Origin of the sequence: Bacillus sp. AP50, assembly GCF_040492675.1 — a bacterium.
Classification (GTDB): Bacteria; Bacillota; Bacilli; order Bacillales; family Bacillaceae_G; genus Bacillus_A; species Bacillus_A cereus.
On sequence record NZ_JBEUTW010000127.1, the window covers coordinates 1 to 26,050 of the forward strand.

Genomic DNA, 26,050 nt, shown 5'->3' on the forward strand with positions numbered 1-26,050 from the left:
ATAATGATTTTCATTATCATTTAATGTATATGAGTTCTTGAAAATATAGCTACATTTATAGGAGGAATAAACATGATTATTGTTACAAATACAGCTAAAATTACAAAGGGAAATGGACATAAATTAATTGAGCGTTTTAATAAAGTAGGTAAAGTTGAAACGATGCCAGGCTTTTTAGGTCTAGAAGTTCTTTTAACGCAAAATACAGTTGATTATGATGAAGTAACAATTAGCACTCGCTGGAATGCAAAAGAAGATTTCCAAGGTTGGACAAAGAGCGCTGCATTTAAAGATGCTCACTCACACCAAGGCGGAATGCCAGAATATATTCTTGATAATAAAATTGCTTACTATGATGTAAAAGTTGTACGTATGCCAATGGCTGCAGCACAGTAAAAACAGTCCTTTTTTAAAGTATAGAATATGAGAAGCGTTATCTATCACTTCTCATATTCTATACTTTTTTCTTTAATTTCTTTTTACTAATTTTGCGTGTACAACTAGCCTTCCAGCCTCTGGATCAAGCGCATAATCACAAGTAGAAAGTGTTACGATTTCATCATTAGCCGTCAATTCCGTATCCGTTTTGTACAGTGATTTTTCTTGAATTTCCTTTAAGAACGATGTATATGCTGCATCATTTTCAAAATCCGTTTCAATGTAATAAAAGTCCGTTGTTGTCGTGTATACTGAAAAAACTTCCACGTCGTATCCTTCAAATAATGTATCGTAATATAATTTACGATGAGACATAAAAAAGTCTTCATCCAACATCTTTTTTAAACTACCAAACATAGAACCGTCTTTCATACGATGGCCATATAAAATCGTATTTCGATTTTGAGATTTCACATCATTACGATGGTCCATAAAAATGCTTCCCGCTCTCATATCTTCACCTTTATAATTACGAAATAAATAGTAATCATTATCTTTTGCTTGAACGATTGGATAATTAATTTGTGTATCATCCATCGTAATCCATCCGACTATCTCTGGATTAATTTTCTGGAGATCCTGAAACTGTTTACGTACCTCTCCATCTTCTGATTTTTCTTCCATTGGACTTCTTTTATAAATATGTTGTGCCTCAGCCATTACTTTACGATTTTCATAATAATCCATGAAAATCCCGCCCAACTCATACATTGAATAGAAAAAGATTCCTAAAAACACAATTGTAAGTATGCGTTGAAAAAAAGAATTCTTTTTCCGTCCTTTCTTACTATTCAAATTATCACCTCAAAACGGATTATGCTCAGCTTTTAGATTCCCATAGGTACCATGTACAATCCGGTATCTTCATCCTGCTTTACAATGACATCTACACCATATATTGCTTTAACCATTTCTTCTGTTATTACATCATTAGGATTACCTTTCGTAATGATTTCTCCATCTTTCATAACGATAATATGGTCGCTATAACGAATGGCTTGATTAATATCATGTAATACCATTACAATCGTTAGTCCATGCACTTCATTTAACTCTTTCACTAACTCTAATATTTCTAGCTGATAGTAAATATCTAAATATGTGGTCGGCTCATCTAAGAAGAGCATTGGTGTATTTTGAGCTAATGTCATTGCGATCCAAACTCGCTGCCTCTCTCCACCAGATAAAGCATAAATTGGCTTATCACGCTTACTTTGTAAATTCGTACATACTAGCGCACGCTCAATCGCTTCTCTATCTTCATCTGTTTGCGGAGAGAATATATTTTTATATGGCATACGCCCGAAGCTTATTAGCTTTTCCACTGTAATATCTGCTGGAGCCTCATTTTGTTGATGGACAACCGCTAGTTTTCTAGCAAACTCTTTCGGTTTATATTCACTAATCGCTTTCCCATCAAGTATTACTTCTCCACTGCTAGGAGCGTGGTTTCTAGACATGACACTAAGTAATGTTGATTTCCCACATCCATTCGGTCCAATGATTGTTGTAATTTTCCCAATTTCTATTTCACTACTAACAGACTTTAATCGATTTGTTACGTTATCGTATGAAAAGGTTACATTTTTAATTTCCATGAACTTTATCACTCTTTCTAAGCAAGAATATTAAGAATGGACCACCAATAACCGCCATAATTGTTGCTGCTGGAATTTCGTTAGGTGGCACAATTAACCTTCCAACCGTATCTGCCGTCAAAATTAATAACGCCCCTGCAAGAGCAGAAAATGGAATTAATACTTTATGGTCTGAACCGACTAATTGTCTTGAAATATGCGGAACTAGTAATCCTACAAAAGCAATAACACCTGCAATCGCTGTTGATACTGCCGCTAAGAGTACTGCAATGGCAGAAATAATAAGACGAACTCTCGTCACGTGCAAGCCTAAGTTTTTCGCAGTCTTATCTTGTAGCGATAATAAGTTACACCAAGCTCCTACGAACAGAGCAAGAATAAGACCAATCGTTCCATAAGTCACCATTATTTCTACATCGCCCCACGTCTTCATTGTTATGTTAGAAGTCGTCGTTTGCTTAATACTCTTAATAAAATACCCACAAATCGTAACGAATGATTCATTTAACCCAGTAAACATTGCATTAATGGCAATACCAATTAAAATAATGCGAAGCGGGCTTAATCCTGACTTCCATGAAAACGAATAAACGAGATAACACGCAAACGCACCACCTAAAAAGGCGAATACGGGTGTCCAGAAAAAGAATTGCGGGAACAACGTAATAATAACGAGTGTCATAAAACTAGCTCCTGAAGATATACCGATTACCCCAGCATCAGCGAGTGGATTTTTCATAACAGCTTGAAAAAGCACACCTGAAACAGCGAGAGCCGCTCCAGTGAACAACGCAATAATAATACGCGGAAAACGTAAATCTTTAATGACTTCAACATCTTCATTTCCACCTGTAAATATCCCTTGTACAAGTTCAACAATACCTACTTCTAAACTACCTTTCATCGCTGACAATGATGTCATAACAATAAGCAATGCAGTAACAATGAGGAAACTCCAAGTTTTTTTATTCATTCTACTCTTCCTTTATATTAAAATGCATCACGGATACATCATTTTTTTCAATTCATCTAATGCTTCAATTGCTGCTAAATTACCTGTCGTTCCAAATAAACGCTCTTCTAAATCGTAAACACGGTTATTTTTAACCGCAGCAAAGTGTTTCCAAATATCATTTGTTTTAAATTCTTTATCAAACATTTTTACAACTTCATCAGGCATACCATGAGCTGCTCGTAAAATAATATCTGGATCAGCTTTCTTTAAATACTCTGTATTAGAAGCTAAATATTCTACTTGTTCACCTTGCACAATATTTTTACCACCTAGTTGTTTCACTAAATCTCCAATATAAGAATGCTCTGTTGCTACTAAATAACTTCCCGGCACACCTAATAAAATAAGTACTGTCGGTTCTTTCTTTCCTTTTACTTCTTTTTGAATGCTAGCAACCTTTTTATCTAATTTAGTTACTACTGCTTCGGCCTGTTTTTCACGCCCATATTTCTTACCTAAATCGCTAATAGAACTTTGCATATTTTTCAAACTCGTTAAATCTAAAAAGTTTGCTTTCATACCCACACCATCAAAAACTGGCTTTAATTCATATTCAAGTGTTGTCACAGATAACACTTCTGAAGGCTTTAATGACTTTACCTTTTCCATATCTGGACTCATTGGATTCCCAACTTCAGGTAAACCTTTATATCGCTTCGGTAAAGTTTTAGAACTTGTTGGAACGCCGACTAAATCTACTTCTAACGCATCCATAATTTCAGTAACAGCCACTGTTGTTGCAACAACGTGCTCTTTACTTTCACTCTTTACCTGCTTTGCTGATTCTTTTTTTGGTGATGAGCACCCGGCTATACCCATTAACAAAATGATAGCCATTAGTACACTTGCAATTTTCTTCACTCTCAATCACCACTCCTTTCCATACAATATGAAACAAGTCTTGATGCACGCGAACATGCATCAAGACTCCAAAAATTACAATCTACCTGCTCTATATTTACGAACTAGTAAAGCAAGTGAACCTAGCAGTAACACCATGTATAAACCAAGTTGTGCTGTATCTGCAGTTTTTGAGTTTTTCTCTTTTTTTGAATCATTTTTTGTATCTTCTTTTTTCTTCTGACCATCTGCATTTCGGTTAAAATCAGGAGTACCTACTGTTTTTACATTATCTACTTTCGGTGTAGTCACTGGATTTTTCGGTTCATTTTTCGGTTCCTCTTTAATAGTTCCTAACGCGCCGATATTATTTGTATCAAATTGAATTTGTACATCGTAGAAATGATGGTAGTTCATCTCATCGATGTCTACCTTTACTTTTGCGTTTAATTTTTTAAATAGATCTTCTACTTCAAACTGTACTACTCGCGTATTTGCATTTTTATCTTCGCTTACTACTTTCGCATCAGCGAATAGTTCATTGTTTTCCGCTTGGAATTTCGTAATCCACGCACTATTTTTCAGCGTCATCTCAATATATTTTTTACCATCTTTTACGATTAATTTCGCTGGATTTACAACATAGTCATTCATCTTTGAAATCTCATCTGTTTTATCTTTTAATACTTTAAATGTAATATCATATTGGCCATCTACTAAATTTTCCGGATCAACTATTACTCTCGGTTTATTATTTTCATCTTGGTTGTTGTTTCCACCTTGGTTGTCGTTTTCACCTTGGTTGTCGTTTCCGCCTTGGTTGTCGTTTCCGCCTTGGTTGTCGTTTCCGCCTTGGTTGTTGTTTCCGCCTTGGTTGTTGTTTCCGCCTTGGCTATCTAACGGCTTAATGCTACCTTTATCAAATGCAAATTGAATATCGTAAAAATGGTGATAATTCATTGAATCGATATCTACTTTTACTTTTGCATTTAACTTTTTTGATAAATCTGGTACTTCTACTTCCACTACGCGTGTATCAGCTTTTTTATCTTCACTTATTACATGTGCATCAACAAACGAACCATTTTTCTCAAATTCAAATTTTGTAATCCAAGAACTGTTCGTTAACGTAAATGATACATACTTCTTACCATCTTTTACTTTTAGCACACCTGGACTTTTTGTATATGTGTTCATCATTGAAATTTCGTCTGTTTGATCTTTTAATGCTTTGAAATTGATGCTGTATTCACCATCTTTAATTGTTTCAGCATCTGGTTTTTTATTTTCATCTGGTTTTTCTGCTTCCGGTTTTTCTACTTCTGGTTTTTCTACTTCCGGTTTTTCTCTTCTGGTTTTTCTGCTTCCGGTTTTTCTGCTTCCGGTTTTTCTACTTCTGGTTGTTTCTCTTCATTTTTAATTTGTTCAAGTTTATCTTGTTCAAATAAAAGTTGTACATCATGCGTTTGCTTATAATTTCTTGATGCCATTTCGATAAATACTTTTGTATTTAGTTTTTTAGATAAATCGTTTACTTCAAACTCTACTACTCTTGTATCTTTTTCCTTATCCTCACTCACTACTTTTGCATCAACAAATGCGCCATCTTTTTCCGTTTGGAAATTTTTAATTAATGAGCTACTTTTTAATGTTACAATTGCTTTTTTCTTACCGTTTTCTACTTTTAATACTCCTGGATTTACCATGTAAGTATTCATCTTAGATTCTTCATCTGTTTGATTTTTTAACACTTTAAATGGAATGCTGTACGCACCATCTGTAATTGTGTTAGAATTTGGTTGTTGATCTGGGTCAGGCTTTTGGTCGGGCTTCTGACTTGGATCCGGTTTTTCATTTGGATCTGGCTTATTAGCTGGGTCCTCTTTTTCATTTGGTTGTTCCACATGAATTGGTGTAATACTATTTTGATCAAATGCAATACGAACGTCGTACTCATGATGATAATTTAAAAAATCAATATCTACTTTTACTTTTGCATTTAATACCTTCTCTACATCTTCTACATCAAATTCTACTACTCTTGTATCTTTTTCTTTATCTTCACTAATTATATTTGTCGCAACTAGCTTACCTGCTTTTTCTGTTTCAAACTTCGTAATCCATGAACTATTCGTTAATGTAAAGGATACTTTCTTTTTCCCATCCTTCACTTTTAAAGTCCCTGGGCTTACTGAATATTGATTCATCATCGATTCTTCATCTGATGTATCTTTTAAAACTTTGAACCCAATTGAATATTCACCGTCAGCCAACTTGGTAGCTGCTTGAACTGCAAGTGGTTGTAATGTTGATACGAATGTAAATATCATTAAAAACATAGCAACAATAATTTTTGTATACCTGTTCAATGGAACGACTCTCCCTTTTGAAAATTATTTAATACTGCTCCCATCAAATACAAAGCGAATATCATATGAAGCATTATAATTAATAATTGGAATATTAATTTTCACCTTTCCATTTAGTTTTTTTGACAAGTCAGCAACTTCAAATTCTACTACTCTAGTATTATCTTTTTTGTTTTCACTTAACACGTTTGTTTCTACAAATTGACCATCTTTTTCTACTTGGAAACTTTTAATAGAAGCACTATCTTTCACTTTAAATGAAACATATTGTTTTCCATTTTTAACTGTTAATGTTGCTGGGCTTTCAAAATAACTATTCATTCTAGACGATTCATCTTTATCGCCTTTCCATACAGTAAAAGCAATATTATATTTTCCATTAGCTAGTTTTGTAGCAGCCTTTGCATCTTGTAAACCTAGTGTTGCGATAAACGTAAATAAAACAGCAAATACAGCAATAATCATTTTAAATTGTTTAAACATATATTCATCACCCTTCAAAAGATTTATTTACTCAACTTCACTTTACGAATTAAGAAAGCACCTGAAATAAGAATTAACGCTACAAACAATCCAATACGTGCTTCATCGCCTGTTTTTGGGTTATCTGTTTTTTCAGCTTTTCCATTTTCATTTTTTGTTTCTTTGTTCACTTCTTTAGCTGTTTCCTTACTCTCTACTTTTGTTTTCTCTTCTTTTACTTGTGTATCTGTTTTCGCTTGATCATTATTTTTTGTTGTAGCAGCTACGCCGTTATCGCCACCTACAGCTTTTACATTTGCATCAAAAGCAAAACGAATTGTGTAGTGGTGGTCATAGTTTGCATTTGGTACAACAACATGAATTTTTACAGCTGCCGGTTTGGATAAATCATCTACTTTAAACTCTACTGTTCTTTTATCTGCCGATTCATCTTTACTAACAGCTTTCGCATCAACAAAATTCCCATTCTCTGGTGCTTTAAATTCTGTAATCCAAGCACTATGATTCATCGGAACTTGTACTCTCATCTCACCGTTTTTCACTATTAATTTTGCCGGCTTTTCAAAATAGTCATTTGCCATTGAAGCTGAATCATTTTCCGCTTTTTGAATTACGTAATTAATATCGTAAGTACCATCAGCTAGTTTTGCTGAAGCATTCCCGTATGGCATTACAAGAAAAGCTAGCATACATACGAACGTTATAATAAAAGCGGGTAATACAGAAACCTTTTTCATTTTTCTTGTTTCCTCCTTGCTTATCTTTCATTTCACTTTTTGAAAATGATAATTATTCTCAATTTATAAGAAAAAAATAATCTCTTCTACCTATTATTTAATTAGCATTCTTTTATGTAACATAAGTATTATTGATTATCATTCTCATTTAATATTAAAAATAATATCTCACCCTATTCCTTATACGAAGGCATAGAAACTGAGAAAAAATGATAAAACGCATTTATTGATTATCATTCTCAATTCAAATCAAAAAAAATAAACTATCTCTTCTCCTCTTCTTTCACCTCTTCCCACAACAACACTATAGTTATAGAAACCCCTTTTCCCTCACTTCCCTTCCAATATTTCCACAACTAAGTCAATCTTAGCCTACTCATAATTTTTTTGTCAACTATATTACGTATAAAATTTTTAATATCTGAATTTCTCTATATGCGGCTTTTTTTACAAAAAAAGAGACTTTCTATAATAGAAAGCCTCTTTTCTCTATTTTTCTACAGCAATTTCCTGCTTTTGAAACTTAGAAACTATATAACCAAATCCTATACCGATTATGCCTGGAACTAACCAACCAATTCCTACACTATATAATGGAATCTTATCTAAAATAGGTGCTAGCGCTGCAATTTGAAGGTTTGCATTGTGTAATCCATCAAAGAAACTTATTGCAAATGCTCCTACAATCCCGCCCACATACATCGCTAATGGAAGACGAACGTAGTTTTCAACAAGTGATAATACGATAAGTACGATTCCAATTGGATAAATTGCGATTAAGATTGGTAATGCTAATGCATTTAACTGAGTTAACCCAAGATTTGCTACCATAAATGCTAATACACAGAAAATGAAAACGACTTTTTGATAAGAAAGCTTTGGTAATAAGGAAGAGAAGTAATCACCACAAGCTGCAACAATACCTACAGAAGTTGTTAAACATGCTGCTGTAATTGCGATCCCTAGTAATAAAGTTCCGTAGCTACCAAATAAATGATTCACGACATTTGTTAAAATAATTCCTCCGTTTGCGCCCATTCCAAGTGACACACTAGAAGCTCCAAGATAAGCAAGTGCTAAATACACAAGTAGTAGACCAAGCGCTGCAATAAATCCTGCAAAGATTGTTACTTTTGCAATACTGTTTTTATTTGTAATTCCTTTTTCTTTTAACGCATGAATTACAACATTTCCGAATACCAGTGCTGCAAGTCCATCTAAAGTTAAATATCCATCAATAAATCCTTTAAAGAGAGGAGCACTATACGCTTCTGTCGGTGCACCAAATTCTCCAATTGGTGTAATAAGTGCTTTACCTACGATAATTGCAATAACAGCTAATAATATTGGAGTTAGCACCTTACCAATACGACCCACTAATTTCGAAGGATTTAAAGCTAAATAGAAAGTGACTGCAAAGAAAATAAGTGTAAAGATAACAAGTGGATATGACTGACCAGCTATCTCACTTGGTAAAAACGGTGCAACACTCATCTCATAAGCTACTGTTCCTGTACGCGGCACACTTACGAATACGCCTAAACATAAATAAATTGCAGTGATAAAAACAAGTGCGAATATAGGATGTACACGTCCTGCTAGCTCATTAATATCTCCCTTTAAAGCTATAACAATTACTCCTAATAAAGGTAGTCCAACGCCTGTTACGATAAAACCAAACAGCGCGATCCATACGTCCGTTCCAGCACCTTGCCCTAACGCTGGTGGAAAAATCATATTACCTGCACCAAAAAACAGTGCAAATAACATTAAACTTATTGCAAACATCTCCGAAAACTTTAAAGATGATTTCATTTCTACTAACCTCCTAAAATAATAAATTAACAAAATATTCTGAATTAAAATCCGTCACATATCCTCTTTCAAGCATACTTCCCCGTAAAAGAACGCAAAAAACACCCGTCCCTAACAAAGGGACGAGTGTTGAAATCGTGGTTCCACCCTTATTCTAATAAAATGAATTTATAACGAAATAAGCTCATTTTATAGCTCGTGTAAATTGATAACGGTTTTATCCGCCAAGAATTACAATGCATCATGTATGCAGTTCACTCTTGAAGTTTAGAGGTGGTAAGCTTGTCTTTTCGTATTAGGAAGCTCACAGCCTAAGGCTTCCCTCTCTGAGAATCGTAAAATACAACTCATGTCCTCATCATTACTTTTATAAAATATCTTGTCGAAACTTGTTGTTTTTTATTATATGGGCTATTTTTTAAAAAATCAATAGTTTTATTTTTTCTGACAAAAAAAATATAGGGAGAAAATTTTCCCTCCCTATAACTGCCCTATTAAAATTTCTAACTCTTCAGCTGTAACGCTCCGCCACTTTCCAACTTCAAGCTCATTTAGCTCTATATTCATAATGCGTACTCGCTTTAGCTTTATTACAGTAAACCCGAAAGCTCGACTCATTCTACGAATTTGCCTGTTCATTCCTTGCGTTAAAACGATACGAAATGTTGATTGATCGACTCTTGTCACTTTGCACGGCTTCGTCATTCCATCTTTAATCTTTACACCGCTGGACATCTCATCAATAAACCAGTCCGTAAAAGGTTTATCGACTGTGACAACATATTCCTTCTCGTGCTCATGATCACCATGTAAAATTCGATTCGCAATGCCGCCGTCATTCGTTAATAAGATAAGTCCTTCCGATGCTTTATCTAATCGTCCAACTGGAAAGATTCGCTCTGGATAATTGATATAATCAATAATATTATCTTCAATATGATCAGCTGCTGTACAAGTAATTCCGACTGGTTTATGAAAGGCTATGTACACCTTTTCTTTCTCTTCTTTTACAATAACTTGCCCATCAATCGTTACAACATCACCATCGCTCACAAGTTCACCGTGCGTACATATTTCACCATTAATAGCCACGCGTCCAGCTTTAATGAGGCGATCTGTTTCACGTCTGGAGCATGATTTTGCTTCGCTTATGTATTGGTTGATTTTCATGTTCTATTCCTTTTCACATATATTAAAAGCGTCAATCTATGGCAATATAATTCTGCCACGATTGACGCTTTTTCACTTCGCAAAAACAACTAAATAAATAACCCCAATCACCAAAAATATTCCGCAACAAGCTAACAATACTTTTGCAAGTTTGTCCATAAACATATAATGGTTTCCCCTTTGTTTCGTTGTTTTCTATTTTAATTCGACAACTGTTACGCCTAGGCCTCCCTCGCCCATGTCGCCGTAACGGAAGGTTTTTACACCGCGATGCTTCTTCAAGTAATCTTGTACACCTTGGCGAAGTGCTCCTGTCCCCTTACCGTGAATAATTGATACGCGAGGATAGCTTGCAAGCTGGGCATCGTCTAAGTATTTCTCAACGCGCGCCATTGCATTTTCAAATCGTTCACCACGAAGGTCAAGTTCTAATGAAACGTGATAGTCTCTACCTTTTACCGTTGCAACTGCTTTTTTCTCTGTTTGCTTCGGTGTGTTAATGTATTCCATGTTAGATTCTTTTACTTTCATCTTCAGAATACCGATTTGTACGCTCCACTCAGTATCGCTTACTTTTTCAAGTAATTGACCTTTTTGACCGAACGTTAATACTTTTACTTCATCACCTGCACGTAACTGTTGCTTCGGCGCAGTGTTTTTCACGTTTACTTTTTGTTTCTTAACAAGCTCTGGTGCTGCGCCTTCTAGACGGCTCTTCGCTTCAATTAACTCGTGATCTTTCACGTTTGCAAGCTGTGCTTTACGCAATTGACGAAGTTCTTGAATAATGCCTTCTGCTTCTTTCTTTGCAGCTTCGACTTTTTCTTCCCCTTCTTTTTGCGCTTTTAATAATCGTTCATCGCGATCTTCGTTAAATTCAATGATTTGACGTTGTAATTCACGATGAAGTTTTTCAGATTGTTTGCGAAGTGCTTCTGCTTCGTTCCAGTCACGCTCTGCGTTCTTCTGGCTTTCTTCTAACTTCGCAATCATATTTTCAATTTTATTCGTATCTGTACTAATGTGGTTGCGTGCTTGGTCAATAACGCGATCAGATAATCCAAGACGTTTCGAAATTTCAAAGGCATTACTACGGCCTGGTACACCGATTAATAATTTATAAGTTGGACTTAATGTATTTACATCAAACTCAACACTCGCATTAATAACTTGCTCACGGTTATATCCGTATGCTTTTAATTCTGGATAATGCGTCGTTGCAACAACGCGAGCACCGCGATTACATACTTCATCTAAAATCGAAATTGCTAGTGCAGCCCCTTCTTGTGGGTCTGTTCCAGCACCTAATTCATCGAATAAAACTAAGCTTTCAAAATCAGCTTTTTCTAAAATATCAACGATGTTCACCATATGTGAGGAGAACGTACTTAAACTTTGTTCAATCGATTGCTCATCACCGATATCAGCAAATATATTTTTAAACACACAAATCTCTGACTCATCCATTACTGGAATGTGAAGACCAGATTGCGCCATTAAAACACAAATACCAACTGTTTTCAGCGTAACTGTTTTACCACCTGTATTCGGTCCTGTAATAACAATTGTCGTGAAATCTTTACCTAACATAATGTTATTTGGCACAATAATTTCTGGATCGATTAGCGGATGGCGAGCTTGTCTTAAATCCATATAACGCTCGTTATTTACGATTGGTTTCGTTGCTTTAATTCGCTTTGCATAAAAAGCTTTCGCAAAAATGAAATCAAGATTCGCAACTACTTCTACGTTTGATAAAACGATATCGGCTTCTACTGCCACTTCTTCTGTTAACATCAATAAGATGCGTTCGACTTCTTGTTTCTCTTTCACACGAGCTTCTTGCAGTGCGTTATTTAATTCTACAATGACTTGCGGTTCAATAAATAACGTTTGTCCAGAAGCTGATTGATCGTGAACAATACCACCATATACGCCGCGGTATTCTTGTTTTACTGGGATTACGTAACGTTCGTTACGAATCGTTACAATCGAGTCAGACAGCATCTTTTGCGCATTTGAAGAGCGCGTCATATTTTCTAATTTTTCACGAATACGGCTTTCCGCAGTACGAATTTGAGTACGAATACCACGCAGTTTATCACTTGCGCTATCGACTACTTCACCGCCGTCACCGATACAATTTGTAATTTTCTTTTCTAAATCATATAAAGATACAATTTGAGCGACGTGAGTTTCTAAAATCGGAAGCTCGACACCGTTATCAGCCATATCTTCAATGAAACGTTTCATATTACGACTACCATACATCGTATTCGCAATATCAAGTAATTCATTTGGACTTAACATACTCCCAATTTTTGCACGCTTCACATTTGAGCGAATATCCGTAATACCACCTAATGGTGCACTACCTTTTAAACGAATAACTTTCGCTGCTTCATCCGTTGTATCTTGCATTTCTACAATTTCTTCAAAATCAGTGCTCGGCACTAAATGCTTCACTTTGTCACGGCCAAGTGAAGAGGCTGTATGTTCAAGTAATTGTTCTTTTACTTTATTGTATTCTAATACACGCAACGTTCTTTCTAACATGTTGCAGGTCCCCCTTGCGTTACTTATTACGTTTAATATAGTCTAATAAACGTTCAATATCCCATGTGTTAATCACGTTATCTTTTTGAATCCAACCTTTACGTGCTGCTGCTACACCTGTTTCCATATCTTCTAACATTTCAAGTGTATGAGCATCTGTATTAATCGCTACTTTTACACCAGCATCTTGTGCTTGTTTTAATAATTTCGCGCTTAAATCTAGACGGTTCGGATTCGCATTTAATTCTAAAACTGTATTTGTCTCTTTTGCGAGTTCAATTAATAAATCTGTATCTACATCATAACCCTCACGGCGCCCGAGAAGACGTCCTGTCGGATGAGCAATCATTGTGACATGTTTATTCTCAAGTGCAGTACGCAGACGCTTCATGATCGTTTCACGGCCTTGTGAGAAGCTAGAGTGAATCGCTCCAATGACATAGTCTAATTCTTCTAATACTTCATCATCAAAATCAAGCGAGGCATCTGGTAAAATGTCCATTTCAATTCCGCGTAAAATTGTAATGTCTGGATACTTTTCATTCATACGTTCAATTTCTTTCGCTTGCTCACGAAGACGCTCTTTCGTTAAACCATTCGCTACTTTTAAGTATTGCGAGTGATCAGTAATCGCCATAAACTTATATCCACGAGCACGGCACGCTTGTACCATTTCTTCAATAGAAAAAGCACCGTCACTCCAAGTTGTATGCATATGTAAATCACCTTGTATATCGGAAAACTGAATTAAGTTCGGATACTCTTTAATTAATTCAATTTCTTTTCCATCTTCACGCACTTCTGGCGGAATAAATGGTAGACCGAAATGAGCAAAGAAGTCTTCTTCAGTCTCAAATGTTTTCACTTCACCTGTTTCTAAGTTCTCTACACCGTACTCACTAATTTTCTCGCCTTTATCTTTTGCGATTTGACGCATTTTTACGTTATGGTCTTTTGATCCTGTGAAATGGTGAAGTGTTGTAATAAACTCTTCTGGTTTTACTAAGCGGAAATCGATTGAAATATCATATTCATATTGAAGACGAACAGAAACTTTCGTATCCCCACTTGCGATTACCTCAATCATATTATCGAATTGTAGTAAATGCTCACGTACCGCTGCTGGTTCTGTCGTTGCAATGATAAAATCTAAATCTTTCACTGTTTCACGAACACGGCGCAAACTACCAGCGCGAGAGAAACGAATTACTTCAGCAATATTCGACAATTTCTCCTCTATTTCCCCGGCAATAGGCAATACCATCGCAATTGGTAAACGCTCTGGACGAGAGCCTACTTGATCGATTGCTTCTAATATTTTCTCTTCTGTCTTCTTACCGAAACCAGCTAAAGCTTGTACTTTATTTTCCTCACAAGCAGCTTTTAACGTCTCCATATCAATAACGCCTAGCTCTTTATATAACTTAGCCACCTTTTTACCACCAAGACCTGGTAGTTTTAATAACGGCAATAAGCTACTCGGTACTTCTTTTTCAAGTTCTTGTAATACTTCAGATGTTCCCGATTCTATATATTCTTGAATAACGGCTGCTGTTCCTTTTCCGATGCCCGGAATCTTTGTGAAATCTTCAATCTCAGAAAGACTACGATCGTCACTTTCTAATGCTGCTGCCGCTTTACGAAATGCAGATATTTTAAATGGATTCGCACCCTTTAGTTCCATAAAAAGCCCGATTGTCTCTAATAATTTGATAACTTGTTTTTTATTTACTTTCATCATTACCCCGCCTTTCTTTCATAGAAAAAAACTTCTCTTTCCGAAAAAAGAGAAGTTATACTCTGCTACCTGTCTGCCATAGTTCCTTCACCTTTTCAGATAGAATCGGTGTATCGTCTACAATTATTTTGCTAATTGATGATTTTTGTAATGGTGTTTGTACTTGTTCAATCGGAAGAATGTTTCCAATGATAATTAAGACAAACAAAACAATATATACTTCTAAAAATCCGAGGATTGCCCCCGCAAACGCATTTACTTGCTTTAAAACCGGTATTTCTGCAAACATATTTAACAAATTACCAAGTAATGAAAGTGCTATTTTTGTAATAATAAACAATATGATAAACGCAAGCGCTTGATAAAATACTGTCTCAATATTATTTGCATCAATCCATTCTGGAACAGATACGTTTTTATCAAATGGATACGGAATAAATTTCGCAAGTGCTGGCGCTAAATCTTTACAGTACCAGTATGCAACAAGGTATGCGATAATAAAGCTTGTTAACTTTACAAGTTGCAGAATAAACCCTCTGCGTAAGCCGAGGAAAAATCCCATAACAAGCAGTAAAATGATAATAATATCAATCATGTTATTCCATTCCTTTTTTTGTCATACTTTCTTTCAATTTCTCATGTTCTTCTTTTAATTTTATGTAATCGTGTATGACGTTTACCGCCGTCAATACCGCTAGTCTACTCGTGTCAAGCGAAGGATTCTTGGCATTGAGTTCGCGCATTTTATCATCCACAATCGCTGCTACCATGCGGATATGACTTGTACTTTCATCGCCAACAACTGAATATTGCTGACCATAGATTTCTACATTAATTCGACTTTTCTTTCCCTTTTGTTGTGACAACTCACCGGCCTCCAATCACGTACAGAATCCTAAAGTTTATCATACCATGAACCTTCATAATATGGAAACAGAAAGAACAATCCGATATGATAAAAATAACAATATAAAAAAAGGGGCGACCATTATGTCAAATTCTATCGTAATTCAAACAAATTCTACAGTAATTGAAGACATGAAACAACAATATAAACATTCGCTTAGCCCGAAAATTCCACAAGGCGGAATCTTCATGGCAAAGGTGCCATCTTGCACGATTACAGCGTATAAATCTGGAAAAGTAATGTTCCAAGGAGGCCGCGCTGAAGCAGAAGCTTCTCGTTGGCAAACTGTCTCTCAAACACCAAAAACAGCTGTAAAAAAATCTGTCGATTCACACCGTTATGCGCCGCCTGCTTCCATCAGTACAATGTCTATTGTAGGGTCTGATGAAGTTGGTACTGGTGATTTCTTCGGACCAATGACAGTCGTTGCTGTATATGTGGATGCGAAGCAAATTCCACTACTAAAAGAACTTGGTGTAAAAGACTCTAAAAACTTAAATGACGATCAAATTACTGCCATTGCGAAACAACTTCTACACGTTGTTCCTTATAGCTCTCTTGTCCTTCATAACGAAAAATATAACGAGCTATTTGATAAAGGAAACAACCAAGGTAAGCTAAAAGCTTTACTACACAATAAAGCTATTACAAACTTATTAGCTAAAATGGCACCTACAAAACCTGAAGGCGTCTTAATCGACCAATTCACACAACCTGATACATACTACAAATATTTAGCAAAACAAAAACAGGTACAGCGTGAAAATGTTTATTTCGCTACGAAAGGTGAAAGCGTCCATTTAGCAGTAGCCGCTGCTTCTATTTTAGCTCGCTACTCATTCGTAAAACAGTTTGACGAACTAAGTAAAAAAGCTGGTATGCCACTTCCGAAAGGTGCTGGTAAACAAGTTGATATCGCTGCTGCTAAATTAATTCAAAAGCTTGGTAAAGAACGATTACCCGAGTTTGTGAAACTGCATTTCGCTAATACGGAGAAGGCGCTTCGCTTATTAAAATAGTATCGACAAAAACAGGAGCCTACAAACTCCTGTTTTTTGTTTCATCCTACTATTGTCCTTATAGTTTTGTTATAATTATAATATACAGATTATTCTAACATAGGAGGAGATCTACATTGCTACTTCTACAAATGATTCTAAATATTTTACTAGGCGATCCACACGAAAGACAGTTCGAAATTAGAGAAAACATTCAGCTACTAAGTGAACAACCAGCGTTCAACGATTTAATAGAGCGTTATGGTCGATCTTTCTTATTAAACTTTCGGATTCGAAGATTTATCGGGAAACACGATGCACGCTTGTTAATACATAATCCAGCAAAACTACAACACTTCTGTGAAGAACTTGAATGTATGATTAGAAAAAGGAGGTTTTTCATATGAACGCTGTAAAAGTTAAAAAGGTACTATATGCTTTCGTACACCTCGTAGGCCCACTTTCTTACCTCACTATTTCTATAATTTGGGGAGCTTTTTTCACTACTAAATCCACATTCGAAAATATATCTGATAATCTTGGCGTGATGGCCATCTATTACGTGTTCATAAGTTTACTGTGGTTTTTCTATTTAGATCGATTAGACAAAGACATAAATAAGATTACAAAAGAAATTAACGATAATAAGATGTAACACATAACAAAGGAGAGCCCTTAAGACTCTCCTTTGTTATGTTAGCTTCGTTTCTGCTTCTTATTTGATGAAGATACTTTATGAGAACCTGTTTCATGTGTCGTCGTTCCTTGTCCTTCAACTTCTGGAGAACCTAGGCCCGATCTTGAATGATCTTTTTTCACTTTTTTACTCATTTATATTCACCCCTTCGCGTTACTTTTTGCTACGAGGGAATAAACTATACAATATGTAAAATAAAAAGCGAGAGGAAATCCTCTCGCCTTTTTTCATATTTTAGAATTCAGAAGAACCTGGAGTTCTTGGGAATGGAATTACGTCACGGATGTTAGCCATACCAGTGATGTACATTAGGAAGCGCTCGAAACCTAGACCGAATCCAGCGTGTTTTGTACCGCCGTATTTTCTAAGTTCTAAGTACCACCAGTAGTCCTCTTCGTTCATACCTAATTCTTTAATTCTGTCTACTAAAACGTCCATTCTTTCTTCACGTTGGCTTCCGCCGATTAATTCGCCGATACCAGGAACTAGAAGGTCCGTAGCAGCTACTGTTTTACCGTCTTCATTTAAACGCATGTAGAATGCTTTAATGTCTTTCGGATAGTCAGTTACGAATACAGGGCGTTTGAAGATTTCTTCTGATAAGTATCTTTCGTGCTCTGTTTGTAAGTCAATTCCCCATTCTACTGGGTATTTGAAGTCAGCACCTGATTCTTGAAGCACTTTAATTGCTTCTGTATATGTGATGCGACCGAAGTCAGAGTTGATTACGTTGTTCATGCGCTCTAGAACTGTTTTATCAACGAAGCTGTTGAAGAATTCCATTTCTTCTGGTGCATGCTCTAATACGTATTTCATTGCATATTTCAGCATATCTTCTGTAAGGTTCATTACGTCACCTAGTTCAGCGAATGCAATCTCAGGCTCAACCATCCAGAACTCAGCAGCGTGACGAGTTGTGTTTGAGTTTTCTGCACGGAATGTAGGTCCGAATGTGTATACATCACGGAATGCTAATGCATAAGCTTCAGCGTTCAGCTGTCCACTTACTGTTAAGTTTGTTTCTTTACCGAAGAAGTCTTTTGACTCATCAACTTTTCCGTCTTCACCTTTTGGTAGGTTATTTAAATCTTGCGTTGTTACGCGGAACATTTCGCCAGCACCTTCTGTATCACTACCAGTGATGATTGGTGTGTGGACATGTACGAATCCACGCTCTTGGAAGAATTGGTGAATCGCAAATGCTGCGATAGAACGTACGCGGAACGTTGCAGAGAATGCATTTGTTCTTGGACGTAAGTGAGCGATTGTACGTAAGTATTCAAACGTATGACGCTTCTTTTGAAGTGGGTAATCAGAATCTGATAAGCCCTCGATATCAATTTTTTCTGCTTTAATTTCAAATGGTTGCTTCGCTCCCGGCGTTGCAATTACTTTACCTTCTACTTTAACTGAAGAGCTAAGTGGAAGTTTTGCAATTTCTTTGAAGTTCTCTAACTCTGTATCGAAAACGATTTGAACGCTTTTGAAGAAGCTACCGTCGTTTAATTCGATGAAACCAAATGCTTTTGAATCACGTAAGTTACGAATCCACCCTGATACTTGTACTGTTTGATCTGCATACTTTTCTGTATCTCTATACAGACTTTTTACTAATGTGTTTTCCATAGTGAAATTCTCCTTTGCTCATATATTTAAATACAAAAAAACCTTTCATCCATAAAGGGACGAAAGGTTAAACTTCGCGGTACCACCCAATTTGTCATAAAGACCAACTTTAACTCGTATGTAATACATACTTCCCGGTTTGTAACAGGCCGGATTCCCGTCTAAGTCTACTCTTGAATACAAAATTCAATTTCGGTTAGCAACTCCAAGGTGTTCTTCACATATACCGCCTCATCAGGCTCTCACCGTCCCTGACTCGCTTTGGATTATAGTATATACTACTTTTCCTTATCATCGTCTTTCATTTTGTTAAACTAAAATTAATGTACTACATTCGAGAGAAAGATGCAAGGTGTCGGAAAATATATGAGCGATTTTTGTAATATATCGACTTACCGACAGTGTCCGACAACCAATCCAATAAAAAAATTGCCGGAATGAATCCGGCAATTTTCTAATTACTTACGTAACTCCGCACCGAATTTCTCTTCTACCGTTGTTAGTACACGGTTATGTGCTTCTGTTACTTCTTCGTCTGTTAATGTACGTTCTGCATCGAAGTAAGTCATAGAGAATGCAAGTGATTTCTTGCCTTCTTCCATTTTTTCACCTTCGTATAAGTCGAATAGTGTTACGTCTTTCAGAAGTTCTCCGCCAGCTTCAGCAATGACTTGCTTCATTTCACCAGCTTTTGTTTCTTTTGTTACTACAACAGCCATGTCACGTGTCATAGATGGGAAACGTGGAATTGCTGAGTAGTAAGTTTCCTCAGCGTCTGCACCGAATACTTTTACAAGAGATAATTCAAATACGAATGTATTTTTCACATCTAATTGTTTTTCTGCTTCTGGGTGCAATTGACCGATGAAACCAATTACTTCGCCATCTAATACGATGTCAGCTGTACGGCCTGGGTGCATACCTTCACGTTTTGCTGGTGCATATGTGATTTGATTTGAAACGCCAAGCACGTCGAATAGTCCTTCTAGTACACCTTTCACAACGAAGAAGTCTACTACTTTCTTCTCACCTTGCCATGCATGGTGAAGAGCAAGACCTGTCATAACACCTGCAAGATGTTGTTCTTCTTTCGGAAGTTCTCCTTCTTCTGTCGGTAAGAAGATAGAACCTACTTCGTATAAAGCAACGCTGTCGTTTTTACGAGCGACATTGTATGAAACTGCTTCTAGTAATTGCGGTACTAAGCTTAAACGAAGTTGGCTACGTTCTTCACTCATTGGAAGTGCAAGACCTACAGGCGCCTTTTCGTTTGGCTCAACCATATATTGTTTCGCTTTGTCAGCGCTTGTTAATGAATACGTAATTGCTTCATATAAACCAGCACCCTCTAAGAAGCGGCGTACTTTACGACGTTTCGTTTGTGCTGATGTTAATTTACCACGAGTCATCGTTCCAGAAGGTAATGTAACTGGAATGTGGTCATAACCGTATAGACGGCCCACTTCTTCTACTAAGTCTTCTGAAATTGTAATATCAGGACGACGTGCTGGTACATTTACATGGAATGTTCCTTCTACTTCTGTAAATGGGAATTTCAAGTTTGTGAACATTGTACCCATTTCACTCGCAGAAATATTTGTACCTAATACACGGTTTACTTTTTCAGCAGTAACAGATACTGTACGCTCTTGTACTTGTAAGTTGTCAGCTTCTACTACACCTTCAAGTGCTTCACCGCCAGCATATTTCGCCATTAAAGCAGCTGCGTGTTGAATTGCTTCAAATATACGTGTTGGATCGATTCCTTTTTCGAAACGTGCACTTGATTCACTACGAAGACCTAAGTCTTTTGATGTACGACGTACTGTTTGACCTGCAAAGTATGCAGACTCAATTAGAACGTTTACTGTCTCATTTGTAACTTCAGAATCCGCCCCGCCCATTACACCAGCAACAGCTAAAGCTTTCGTGCCGTTTGTAATTACAAGATGGTGGCTTTGTAATGTACGCTCTTGATCATCTAACGTTTCAATTTTTTCGCCTTCTTTTGCAAGACGAACAACGATTTCTTTTGAACCTAATTTATCGTAATCGAATGCATGTAACGGTTGACCGTATTCCATTAAAATGTAGTTTGTAATATCAACTACGTTGCTAATTGGACGAATGCCAGCTGCCATAAGACGAGTTTGCATCCACATTGGTGATGGACCAATCTTTACGTTTTTAACCATTTTTGCAATGTATAACGGGTTTTCTTCTTTCGCTTCTACACTTACAGAAATATAATCAGAAGTTTTTTCTGCTGTTTCTTGTAAGTCGATAGCTGGAAGTTTTACTTCGCGGCCATAAATAGCAGCTACTTCATATGCAACACCTAACATGTTTAGGCAATCTGCACGGTTTGGTGTTAAACCAAGCTCAAGTACTTCATCGTGTAAGTTTAAAATTTCAAGTGCATCTGCACCAACTTCAGCGTCACTTGGGAAGATGAAGATACCATCTGCATATTCTTTTGAAACTAACTTTCCATCAATGCCAAGCTCTTGAAGAGCACAAACCATACCGTGAGAAGCTTCACCACGTAGTTTTGCTTTTTTAATTTTGAAGTTACCAGGAAGTACAGCACCAACTTTTGCAACTGGTACTTTTAAACCTTTTGCAATGTTAGCAGCTCCACAAATAATTTGAACTGGCTCTTCTTCACCGATATCGATTAAGCATTTGCTTAATTTATCAGCTTCTGGGTGTTTTTCACATTCTAATACGTGACCAACTACAACACCTTTTACACCTTTATTTAATACTTCAACGCCTTCTACTTCAATACCACTTTTCGTGATTTTGTCTGCTAGTTCTTGTGCTGTTACATCTTTAATATCTACATACTCTTGTAACCAACGATATGATACGAACATATTTATCCTCTCCTTCCCTTACGCTCGTTTGAATTGTTGTAAGAAACGTACATCATTTGTATAGAAATGACGAATGTCATCTACTCCGTATTTCAACATTGCGATACGCTCTGCGCCCATACCGAATGCGAAACCTTGATATTCTTTTGAATCATAACCAGCCATTTCAAGTACGTTCGGGTGAACCATACCTGCGCCTAGAATTTCAATCCAGCCAGTTCCTTTACAAGTGCCGCAACCTTTGCCATGACACATCATACAAGAAATATCCATCTCTACAGATGGCTCTGTGAATGGGAAGAAACTTGGACGAAGACGGATTTCACGATCTTCACCGAACATCTTTTTCACGAATACTTGCAGTGTACCTTTTAAGTCACTCATACGAATGTTTTTATCAATTACAAGACCTTCAATTTGCATGAACTGATGTGAATGCGTCGCATCGTCGTCATCACGGCGATACACTTTACCAGGACAAATAATTTTGATTGGGCCTTTTTCTTTATTATTTTCCATCGTACGTGCTTGCACAGAAGATGTATGTGTACGTAGTAACGTTTCTTCTGTAATGTAGAATGTATCTTGCATATCACGCGCTGGGTGATCTTTCGGTAAGTTTAGTGCTTCGAAGTTGTAGTAGTCTTTTTCTACTTCTGTTCCTTCAGCTACTTCATAACCCATACCGATGAATACATCTTCAATTTGCTCAACAACAGCTGTTAACGGATGGTGACAACCTGTTTCAACAGGACGACCTGGCAGTGTAACATCGATTGTTTCAGTAGCTAATTTCGCTTCGATTACTGCTTTTTCTAAGTTACTAATTTTGTCATCTAAACGCGTTTGAATCGCTTCACGCACTTCATTTACTAATGCTCCCATACGTGGACGCTCTTCTGCTGACAATTTTCCCATGCCGCGTAATACTTCTGTAATTGGGCCTTTTTTTCCTAAATACGCTACGCGTACGTCGTTTAAGCCCTTTAGCTCTTTCGCTTCTTCAATAAGCTCTAACGCTTTTTGCTTTAGCTCTTTTAAACGTGCTTCCATTTTGGAACCCTCCTAATTTTAAAAATAAAAAAACCTCGCTCCCAAAAAGGGACGAGGTAAATTCGCGGTACCACCCTAAATTGACAGAACAAGTCTGCCCACTCATTAGTTATAACGATCAATTCTGACCGGAACGCCTTTACATATACATGGTCCTGGCGTCAACTCCAGAGGTGAATTCACTTCCGTCTACCATAAGAATGCTTTCAGTCTACGGCACTCTCTCCCTATATGGCGATTTTGTAAGTTACTCTTCTCTATCAACGTTTTTCGTTATTTAACTTTTAATATAATGTACTTCAACTTATTATAAGAAGTTTTTTATTTGTTCGCAACCGGGCTTTGCAAATAATACGTTAAAATCCCTGCTGCAACCGCAACATTTAATGATTCTGCCCCGCCGTAAATCGGAATATACAAGTTTTGATCCGTTTTTGCAAGAATTTCTTGGCGTACGCCATTTCCTTCATTTCCTACAATTAATGCAAAACTGCCAGCCGGCGTTACTTCACCATACGGAACTCCATTTTCAAGAGCTGTTCCATATACAGGAACGTTGTTTTCTTTTAACTTGTCTACCCATTCTTCTAAGTTCCCTTTTACAATTGGTAAGTGGAAAATAGAGCCTTGTGTAGAGCGGAGTACTTTACTATTGTAAACATCAACACAACCTTCTCCAAGCACAACGGCGTGAATACCAGCTGCATCAGCTGTACGAATAATTGTTCCTAAATTACCTGGGTCTTGCAGGCCATCTAATAAAAGGAATTTCCCATCAGTAAGAGCTACTTCTTTCTCATGCTTCTCACAAACAGCAAATACACCTTGTGTCGTTTCTGTTTCACGAAGTATTTTGACAATCGCCTCAGGTACAATATACATTTCCACATCATTAACTGTCCAATCTTTCGGAAGGTCTGTCTGATCTGAAACGATAAGTTCTGTTACAATTCCTGCCTTCAAAGCTTCCTCGACTAAGTGGAATCCTTCTACAAAAAATAAACCTTTTTTATCGCGTTCTTTTTTCGTTTGCAGCTTTTTCCACTGCTTTACACGCGGATTTTGTACTGAATCAATGTTTTTCATAATATGTATTTCCCTCTCTTCTTGTCTTATCATTATAGCCTATTTTTCATACATATTTACATAAAAAAGAACAAAAACTAACGTCAGTTTCAATTCTGAAGAAGAGGTGAAAGCAATGAGTTTTAATTTACGCGGTGCTGTATTAGCGAATGTATCTGGAAATTCACAAGATCAATTACAAGAAACAATCGTCGATGCAATTCAAAGCGGTGAAGAAAAAATGCTTCCAGGTCTTGGCGTTTTATTTGAAGTCATTTGGAAAAACGCTGATGAAAATGAAAAGCACGAAATGTTAGAAACACTAGAGCAAGGATTAAAAAAATAAGCAATTTGAAAATCACCTTTGCATAAGCTAAGGTGATTTTTTTGCAGAAATTTTTTTTCTTCTCCTAAACATTTCTACTTTACTAACGAACTATGATGGAGTACAATATTCAAAATACATTTAAACCGATCGATTTTTCTTCATATACACCATAAGATAAAAGGAGTGAATGTTTTATGCACCGTATTACGCTTGAACAAATTTTTAAACACCACATTACACAAAAATACGTAAACCGTTCTGGAATGGTCCACGCGATTGCTGTCGCTTACCATGCGTTTCACCTAGCCAAAAAGCATCACGCCTCAGTCGATGCTGCCACAAAAGCTGGCTTCCTTCATGATATCGGACATCATACGTGGTACACAGGCGGCGAATGGGATTATGACTTATATAAAAAGAATGATATCCATGCAATTAAAGGTGCTGAAAGAGCACATAAATTACTTATTAGATTAGGAGAACATCCAAAACTAGCAAAAGAAATTTCTATTGCAATTCTTCTTCATACAGATTCTTTCTTAGTGGAACAAGAAATTGAAAGAACATCTCTTCAAAATATTATTAAATGGGCAGACGAAGCAGATGAAGAACCGGGCGGAGCGCATCATTATCGAACAATTTCTTATGAAAAAGCACTTAAAGCAATTCAGCAATTAGATCGATTGGTAGAGCGTGAATTGCAAATAGAGCAAGCAAAATTGAATAACAAGACAGAACATAGTTATCAATGAGAAAGAGGCATCACTACAGGGTGATACCTCTTTTATTATTTTATGGAAAATACACCTTTTTATGTAATATTTAAATATTACGCCTGAAAACAAAATGCCTTATAATTAAATATACAAATATAAAGAGGTGATTCTACATATGCAACCCGCTACACAACTTTCTAATGAACAGAAATACTCTATGTCATGGGGACAATTTATTAGCTCCGTTGTATTCGCTTTTTTCGGAACCGGACTTATTACTGTGTTCCTCGCAATGCCCTTAACAATTTATACAGCCGGTCTTACAGATAAAAAACAAATTGCCCTGTATGAATCTATCGTAAATACTGCAAGTATTGTATTACAGCTAGCCGTGTTGTTATTCTTCATTTTTAAATTCGAACCCGCAAAAAAATTACTACTACAATCATTTAACTTTAAAGCACTGAGAGAATGGCGTACATACGTATACTTACTTCTTTTCTTCGCTATAAACATTTTACTCAATTACATCTTGTTAAATTATGTGTTCCAAGACGCAACAAAGCAGCAATCTTCCGCACTAAACTTAGATGTCTTTAAGCAGTATCAAATATTATTACTTCTGGGCTTTGCAATACTCACACCAATTTTTGAAGAGCTTATTTTCCGTGGCTTTATACTTCGCTTTTTCTCAGAACGCTTTCCATTTTGGATTGCAGCGATTATAACAAGCTTCTTCTTCGGTATCGCTCATACATACTCACTTGGCGTAATGGTCATTACTTTCTTCATGGGATTATTAATGGCTATTTTATGTAAAAAAACAAAATCCATTATTCCAGCTATGTTATTTCATATTATGAATAATTTGTTGGCATTCTTGAATTAGAAAGAGGTATCCTCACGATACCTCTTTTATTAATTCGTATGATCACTTCTCATCTCTATCAATTTATACATATTTATTAATAATATCCAAAATAAACCTCATGTAGTAAAATATAACTTAATTCATAGAAAGG

The 26,050-nt window shown here is 36.4% G+C and carries 24 protein-coding genes, 1 pseudogene and 3 other annotated features; of the genes and pseudogenes, 7 read left to right on the plus strand and 18 right to left on the minus strand.

What is annotated here, in order from left to right:
• The first annotated feature begins 72 nt into the window (after positions 1-72).
• Complete coding sequence (isdG, locus tag ABWK52_RS11295; protein ID WP_000587818.1) at positions 73-396, plus strand: heme oxygenase; 324 nt, start codon at positions 73-75, stop codon at positions 394-396.
• 72 nt (positions 397-468) lie between these two features.
• Here isdG and srtB read toward each other — a convergent pair whose 3' ends face one another.
• The 13 genes and pseudogenes from srtB to zapA form a co-directional block, all read right to left on the minus strand.
• Positions 469-1,233, minus strand: coding sequence for a class B sortase (gene srtB, locus ABWK52_RS11300; protein ID WP_001086122.1), 765 nt, complete (start codon positions 1,231-1,233; stop codon positions 469-471).
• Between the two features lie 32 nt (positions 1,234-1,265).
• Positions 1,266-2,036, minus strand: a complete 771-nt coding sequence (locus tag ABWK52_RS11305; protein WP_000403761.1) for an ABC transporter ATP-binding protein — start codon at positions 2,034-2,036, stop codon at positions 1,266-1,268.
• Complete coding sequence (locus tag ABWK52_RS11310) at positions 2,026-3,009, minus strand: FecCD family ABC transporter permease (protein WP_098280954.1); 984 nt, start codon at positions 3,007-3,009, stop codon at positions 2,026-2,028. The genes ABWK52_RS11305 and ABWK52_RS11310 overlap by 11 nt, the downstream gene beginning before the upstream one ends.
• Before the next feature lie 27 nt (positions 3,010-3,036).
• A complete protein-coding gene (isdE, locus tag ABWK52_RS11315; protein ID WP_002101379.1) occupies positions 3,037-3,918 on the minus strand; it encodes a heme ABC transporter substrate-binding protein IsdE in 882 nt (293 codons plus the stop codon).
• 69 nt (positions 3,919-3,987) lie between these two features.
• A pseudogene (locus ABWK52_RS11320) lies at positions 3,988-6,260 on the minus strand (NEAT domain-containing protein).
• Positions 6,261-6,284: 24 nt separating this feature from the next.
• Complete coding sequence (locus ABWK52_RS11325) at positions 6,285-6,743, minus strand: NEAT domain-containing protein (RefSeq protein ID WP_061654516.1); 459 nt, start codon at positions 6,741-6,743, stop codon at positions 6,285-6,287.
• A 23-nt stretch (positions 6,744-6,766) separates the two neighbouring features.
• Entirely contained in the window at positions 6,767-7,480 is a 714-nt protein-coding gene (isdC, locus tag ABWK52_RS11330; protein WP_000757942.1) for a heme uptake protein IsdC, read from the minus strand.
• A gap of 489 nt (positions 7,481-7,969) precedes the next feature.
• Positions 7,970-9,295 (minus strand): branched-chain amino acid transport system II carrier protein BrnQ6, encoded by a 1,326-nt coding sequence (brnQ6, locus tag ABWK52_RS11335; protein WP_000842650.1) that lies wholly within the window; start codon positions 9,293-9,295, stop codon positions 7,970-7,972.
• A 115-nt stretch (positions 9,296-9,410) separates the two neighbouring features.
• Positions 9,411-9,666, minus strand: a binding site (T-box leader).
• 109 nt (positions 9,667-9,775) lie between these two features.
• Positions 9,776-10,465, minus strand: coding sequence for a 23S rRNA pseudouridine(2604) synthase RluF (locus ABWK52_RS11340; protein ID WP_000700746.1), 690 nt, complete (start codon positions 10,463-10,465; stop codon positions 9,776-9,778).
• A 195-nt stretch (positions 10,466-10,660) separates the two neighbouring features.
• Positions 10,661-13,021: an endonuclease MutS2 gene (locus ABWK52_RS11345; RefSeq protein ID WP_000893716.1), complete on the minus strand. Its 2,361-nt coding sequence runs from the start codon at positions 13,019-13,021 to the stop codon at positions 10,661-10,663.
• A 19-nt stretch (positions 13,022-13,040) separates the two neighbouring features.
• Positions 13,041-14,759: a DNA polymerase/3'-5' exonuclease PolX gene (gene polX / locus ABWK52_RS11350; RefSeq protein ID WP_098541177.1), complete on the minus strand. Its 1,719-nt coding sequence runs from the start codon at positions 14,757-14,759 to the stop codon at positions 13,041-13,043.
• 55 nt (positions 14,760-14,814) lie between these two features.
• Positions 14,815-15,354 carry a CvpA family protein gene (locus tag ABWK52_RS11355; RefSeq protein ID WP_000565412.1) on the minus strand — a complete coding sequence of 180 codons (540 nt, stop codon included), beginning with the start codon at positions 15,352-15,354 and terminating at the stop codon, positions 14,815-14,817.
• A 1-nt stretch (position 15,355) separates the two neighbouring features.
• Positions 15,356-15,625, minus strand: coding sequence for a cell division protein ZapA (gene zapA, locus ABWK52_RS11360; protein WP_000082701.1), 270 nt, complete (start codon positions 15,623-15,625; stop codon positions 15,356-15,358).
• A gap of 124 nt (positions 15,626-15,749) precedes the next feature.
• Between zapA and rnhC the strand changes: the two genes are divergently transcribed.
• From rnhC to ABWK52_RS11375, 3 genes are all read left to right on the plus strand, one after another.
• Positions 15,750-16,685, plus strand: a complete 936-nt coding sequence (gene rnhC / locus ABWK52_RS11365) for a ribonuclease HIII (RefSeq protein WP_000071574.1) — start codon at positions 15,750-15,752, stop codon at positions 16,683-16,685.
• Positions 16,686-16,801: 116 nt separating this feature from the next.
• Positions 16,802-17,071 (plus strand): hypothetical protein, encoded by a 270-nt coding sequence (locus ABWK52_RS11370; RefSeq protein ID WP_000925537.1) that lies wholly within the window; start codon positions 16,802-16,804, stop codon positions 17,069-17,071.
• A complete protein-coding gene (locus ABWK52_RS11375; RefSeq protein ID WP_000994758.1) occupies positions 17,068-17,319 on the plus strand; it encodes a hypothetical protein in 252 nt (83 codons plus the stop codon). Before ABWK52_RS11370 ends, ABWK52_RS11375 begins: the two co-directional genes overlap by 4 nt.
• 41 nt (positions 17,320-17,360) lie before the next feature.
• On the opposite strand, the gene ABWK52_RS11380 is transcribed toward ABWK52_RS11375, so the two are convergent.
• The 5 genes from ABWK52_RS11380 to ABWK52_RS11400 all read right to left on the minus strand — a co-directional run bounded on the left by ABWK52_RS11380 (position 17,361) and on the right by ABWK52_RS11400 (position 24,038).
• The gene (locus tag ABWK52_RS11380) at positions 17,361-17,495 is read right to left on the minus strand and encodes a YuzL family protein (RefSeq protein WP_000039590.1); all 135 of its coding nucleotides are present in this window, start codon (positions 17,493-17,495) and stop codon (positions 17,361-17,363) included.
• Positions 17,496-17,595: 100 nt separating this feature from the next.
• A complete protein-coding gene (gene asnS, locus ABWK52_RS11385; RefSeq protein ID WP_000432177.1) occupies positions 17,596-18,987 on the minus strand; it encodes an asparagine--tRNA ligase in 1,392 nt (463 codons plus the stop codon).
• A 52-nt stretch (positions 18,988-19,039) separates the two neighbouring features.
• Positions 19,040-19,291, minus strand: a binding site (T-box leader).
• A gap of 154 nt (positions 19,292-19,445) precedes the next feature.
• The gene (pheT, locus tag ABWK52_RS11390; RefSeq protein WP_098541179.1) at positions 19,446-21,866 is read right to left on the minus strand and encodes a phenylalanine--tRNA ligase subunit beta; all 2,421 of its coding nucleotides are present in this window, start codon (positions 21,864-21,866) and stop codon (positions 19,446-19,448) included.
• Between the two features lie 18 nt (positions 21,867-21,884).
• On the minus strand, positions 21,885-22,919 hold the full coding sequence (gene pheS, locus ABWK52_RS11395) for a phenylalanine--tRNA ligase subunit alpha (protein ID WP_000388219.1): 1,035 nt from the start codon (positions 22,917-22,919) through the stop codon (positions 21,885-21,887).
• A 44-nt stretch (positions 22,920-22,963) separates the two neighbouring features.
• Positions 22,964-23,192: a binding site (T-box leader), on the minus strand.
• 48 nt (positions 23,193-23,240) lie between these two features.
• Positions 23,241-24,038 carry a TrmH family RNA methyltransferase gene (locus tag ABWK52_RS11400; protein WP_001986644.1) on the minus strand — a complete coding sequence of 266 codons (798 nt, stop codon included), beginning with the start codon at positions 24,036-24,038 and terminating at the stop codon, positions 23,241-23,243.
• 82 nt (positions 24,039-24,120) lie between these two features.
• Here ABWK52_RS11400 and sspI point away from each other — a divergent pair, with 82 nt between their 5' ends.
• From sspI to ABWK52_RS11415, 3 genes are all read left to right on the plus strand, one after another.
• On the plus strand, positions 24,121-24,330 hold the full coding sequence (sspI, locus tag ABWK52_RS11405) for a small acid-soluble spore protein SspI (RefSeq protein ID WP_000009509.1): 210 nt from the start codon (positions 24,121-24,123) through the stop codon (positions 24,328-24,330).
• A gap of 176 nt (positions 24,331-24,506) precedes the next feature.
• The gene (locus ABWK52_RS11410) at positions 24,507-25,064 is read left to right on the plus strand and encodes an HD domain-containing protein (protein ID WP_000554786.1); all 558 of its coding nucleotides are present in this window, start codon (positions 24,507-24,509) and stop codon (positions 25,062-25,064) included.
• Between the two features lie 139 nt (positions 25,065-25,203).
• Positions 25,204-25,917 carry a CPBP family intramembrane glutamic endopeptidase gene (locus ABWK52_RS11415; RefSeq protein ID WP_001182122.1) on the plus strand — a complete coding sequence of 238 codons (714 nt, stop codon included), beginning with the start codon at positions 25,204-25,206 and terminating at the stop codon, positions 25,915-25,917.
• Positions 25,918-26,050: the final 133 nt, after the last annotated feature.

Coding starts and splice junctions, on each gene's coding strand:
- isdG (WP_000587818.1), top strand. CDS start 73: ATGATTATTGTTACAAATACAGCTAAAATTACAAAGGGAAATGGACAT.
- ABWK52_RS11305 (WP_000403761.1), bottom strand. CDS start 2,036: ATGGAAATTAAAAATGTAACCTTTTCATACGATAACGTAACAAATCGA.
- ABWK52_RS11310 (WP_098280954.1), bottom strand. CDS start 3,009: ATGAATAAAAAAACTTGGAGTTTCCTCATTGTTACTGCATTGCTTATT.
- ABWK52_RS11325 (WP_061654516.1), bottom strand. CDS start 6,743: ATGTTTAAACAATTTAAAATGATTATTGCTGTATTTGCTGTTTTATTT.
- isdC (WP_000757942.1), bottom strand. CDS start 7,480: ATGAAAAAGGTTTCTGTATTACCCGCTTTTATTATAACGTTCGTATGT.
- brnQ6 (WP_000842650.1), bottom strand. CDS start 9,295: ATGAAATCATCTTTAAAGTTTTCGGAGATGTTTGCAATAAGTTTAATG.
- ABWK52_RS11340 (WP_000700746.1), bottom strand. CDS start 10,465: ATGAAAATCAACCAATACATAAGCGAAGCAAAATCATGCTCCAGACGT.
- ABWK52_RS11345 (WP_000893716.1), bottom strand. CDS start 13,021: ATGTTAGAAAGAACGTTGCGTGTATTAGAATACAATAAAGTAAAAGAA.
- polX (WP_098541177.1), bottom strand. CDS start 14,759: ATGAAAGTAAATAAAAAACAAGTTATCAAATTATTAGAGACAATCGGG.
- ABWK52_RS11355 (WP_000565412.1), bottom strand. CDS start 15,354: ATGATTGATATTATTATCATTTTACTGCTTGTTATGGGATTTTTCCTC.
- rnhC (WP_000071574.1), top strand. CDS start 15,750: ATGTCAAATTCTATCGTAATTCAAACAAATTCTACAGTAATTGAAGAC.
- ABWK52_RS11375 (WP_000994758.1), top strand. CDS start 17,068: ATGAACGCTGTAAAAGTTAAAAAGGTACTATATGCTTTCGTACACCTC.
- ABWK52_RS11380 (WP_000039590.1), bottom strand. CDS start 17,495: ATGAGTAAAAAAGTGAAAAAAGATCATTCAAGATCGGGCCTAGGTTCT.
- asnS (WP_000432177.1), bottom strand. CDS start 18,987: ATGGAAAACACATTAGTAAAAAGTCTGTATAGAGATACAGAAAAGTAT.
- pheT (WP_098541179.1), bottom strand. CDS start 21,866: ATGTTCGTATCATATCGTTGGTTACAAGAGTATGTAGATATTAAAGAT.
- pheS (WP_000388219.1), bottom strand. CDS start 22,919: ATGGAAGCACGTTTAAAAGAGCTAAAGCAAAAAGCGTTAGAGCTTATT.
- ABWK52_RS11400 (WP_001986644.1), bottom strand. CDS start 24,038: ATGATAAGACAAGAAGAGAGGGAAATACATATTATGAAAAACATTGAT.
- sspI (WP_000009509.1), top strand. CDS start 24,121: ATGAGTTTTAATTTACGCGGTGCTGTATTAGCGAATGTATCTGGAAAT.
- ABWK52_RS11410 (WP_000554786.1), top strand. CDS start 24,507: ATGCACCGTATTACGCTTGAACAAATTTTTAAACACCACATTACACAA.
- ABWK52_RS11415 (WP_001182122.1), top strand. CDS start 25,204: ATGCAACCCGCTACACAACTTTCTAATGAACAGAAATACTCTATGTCA.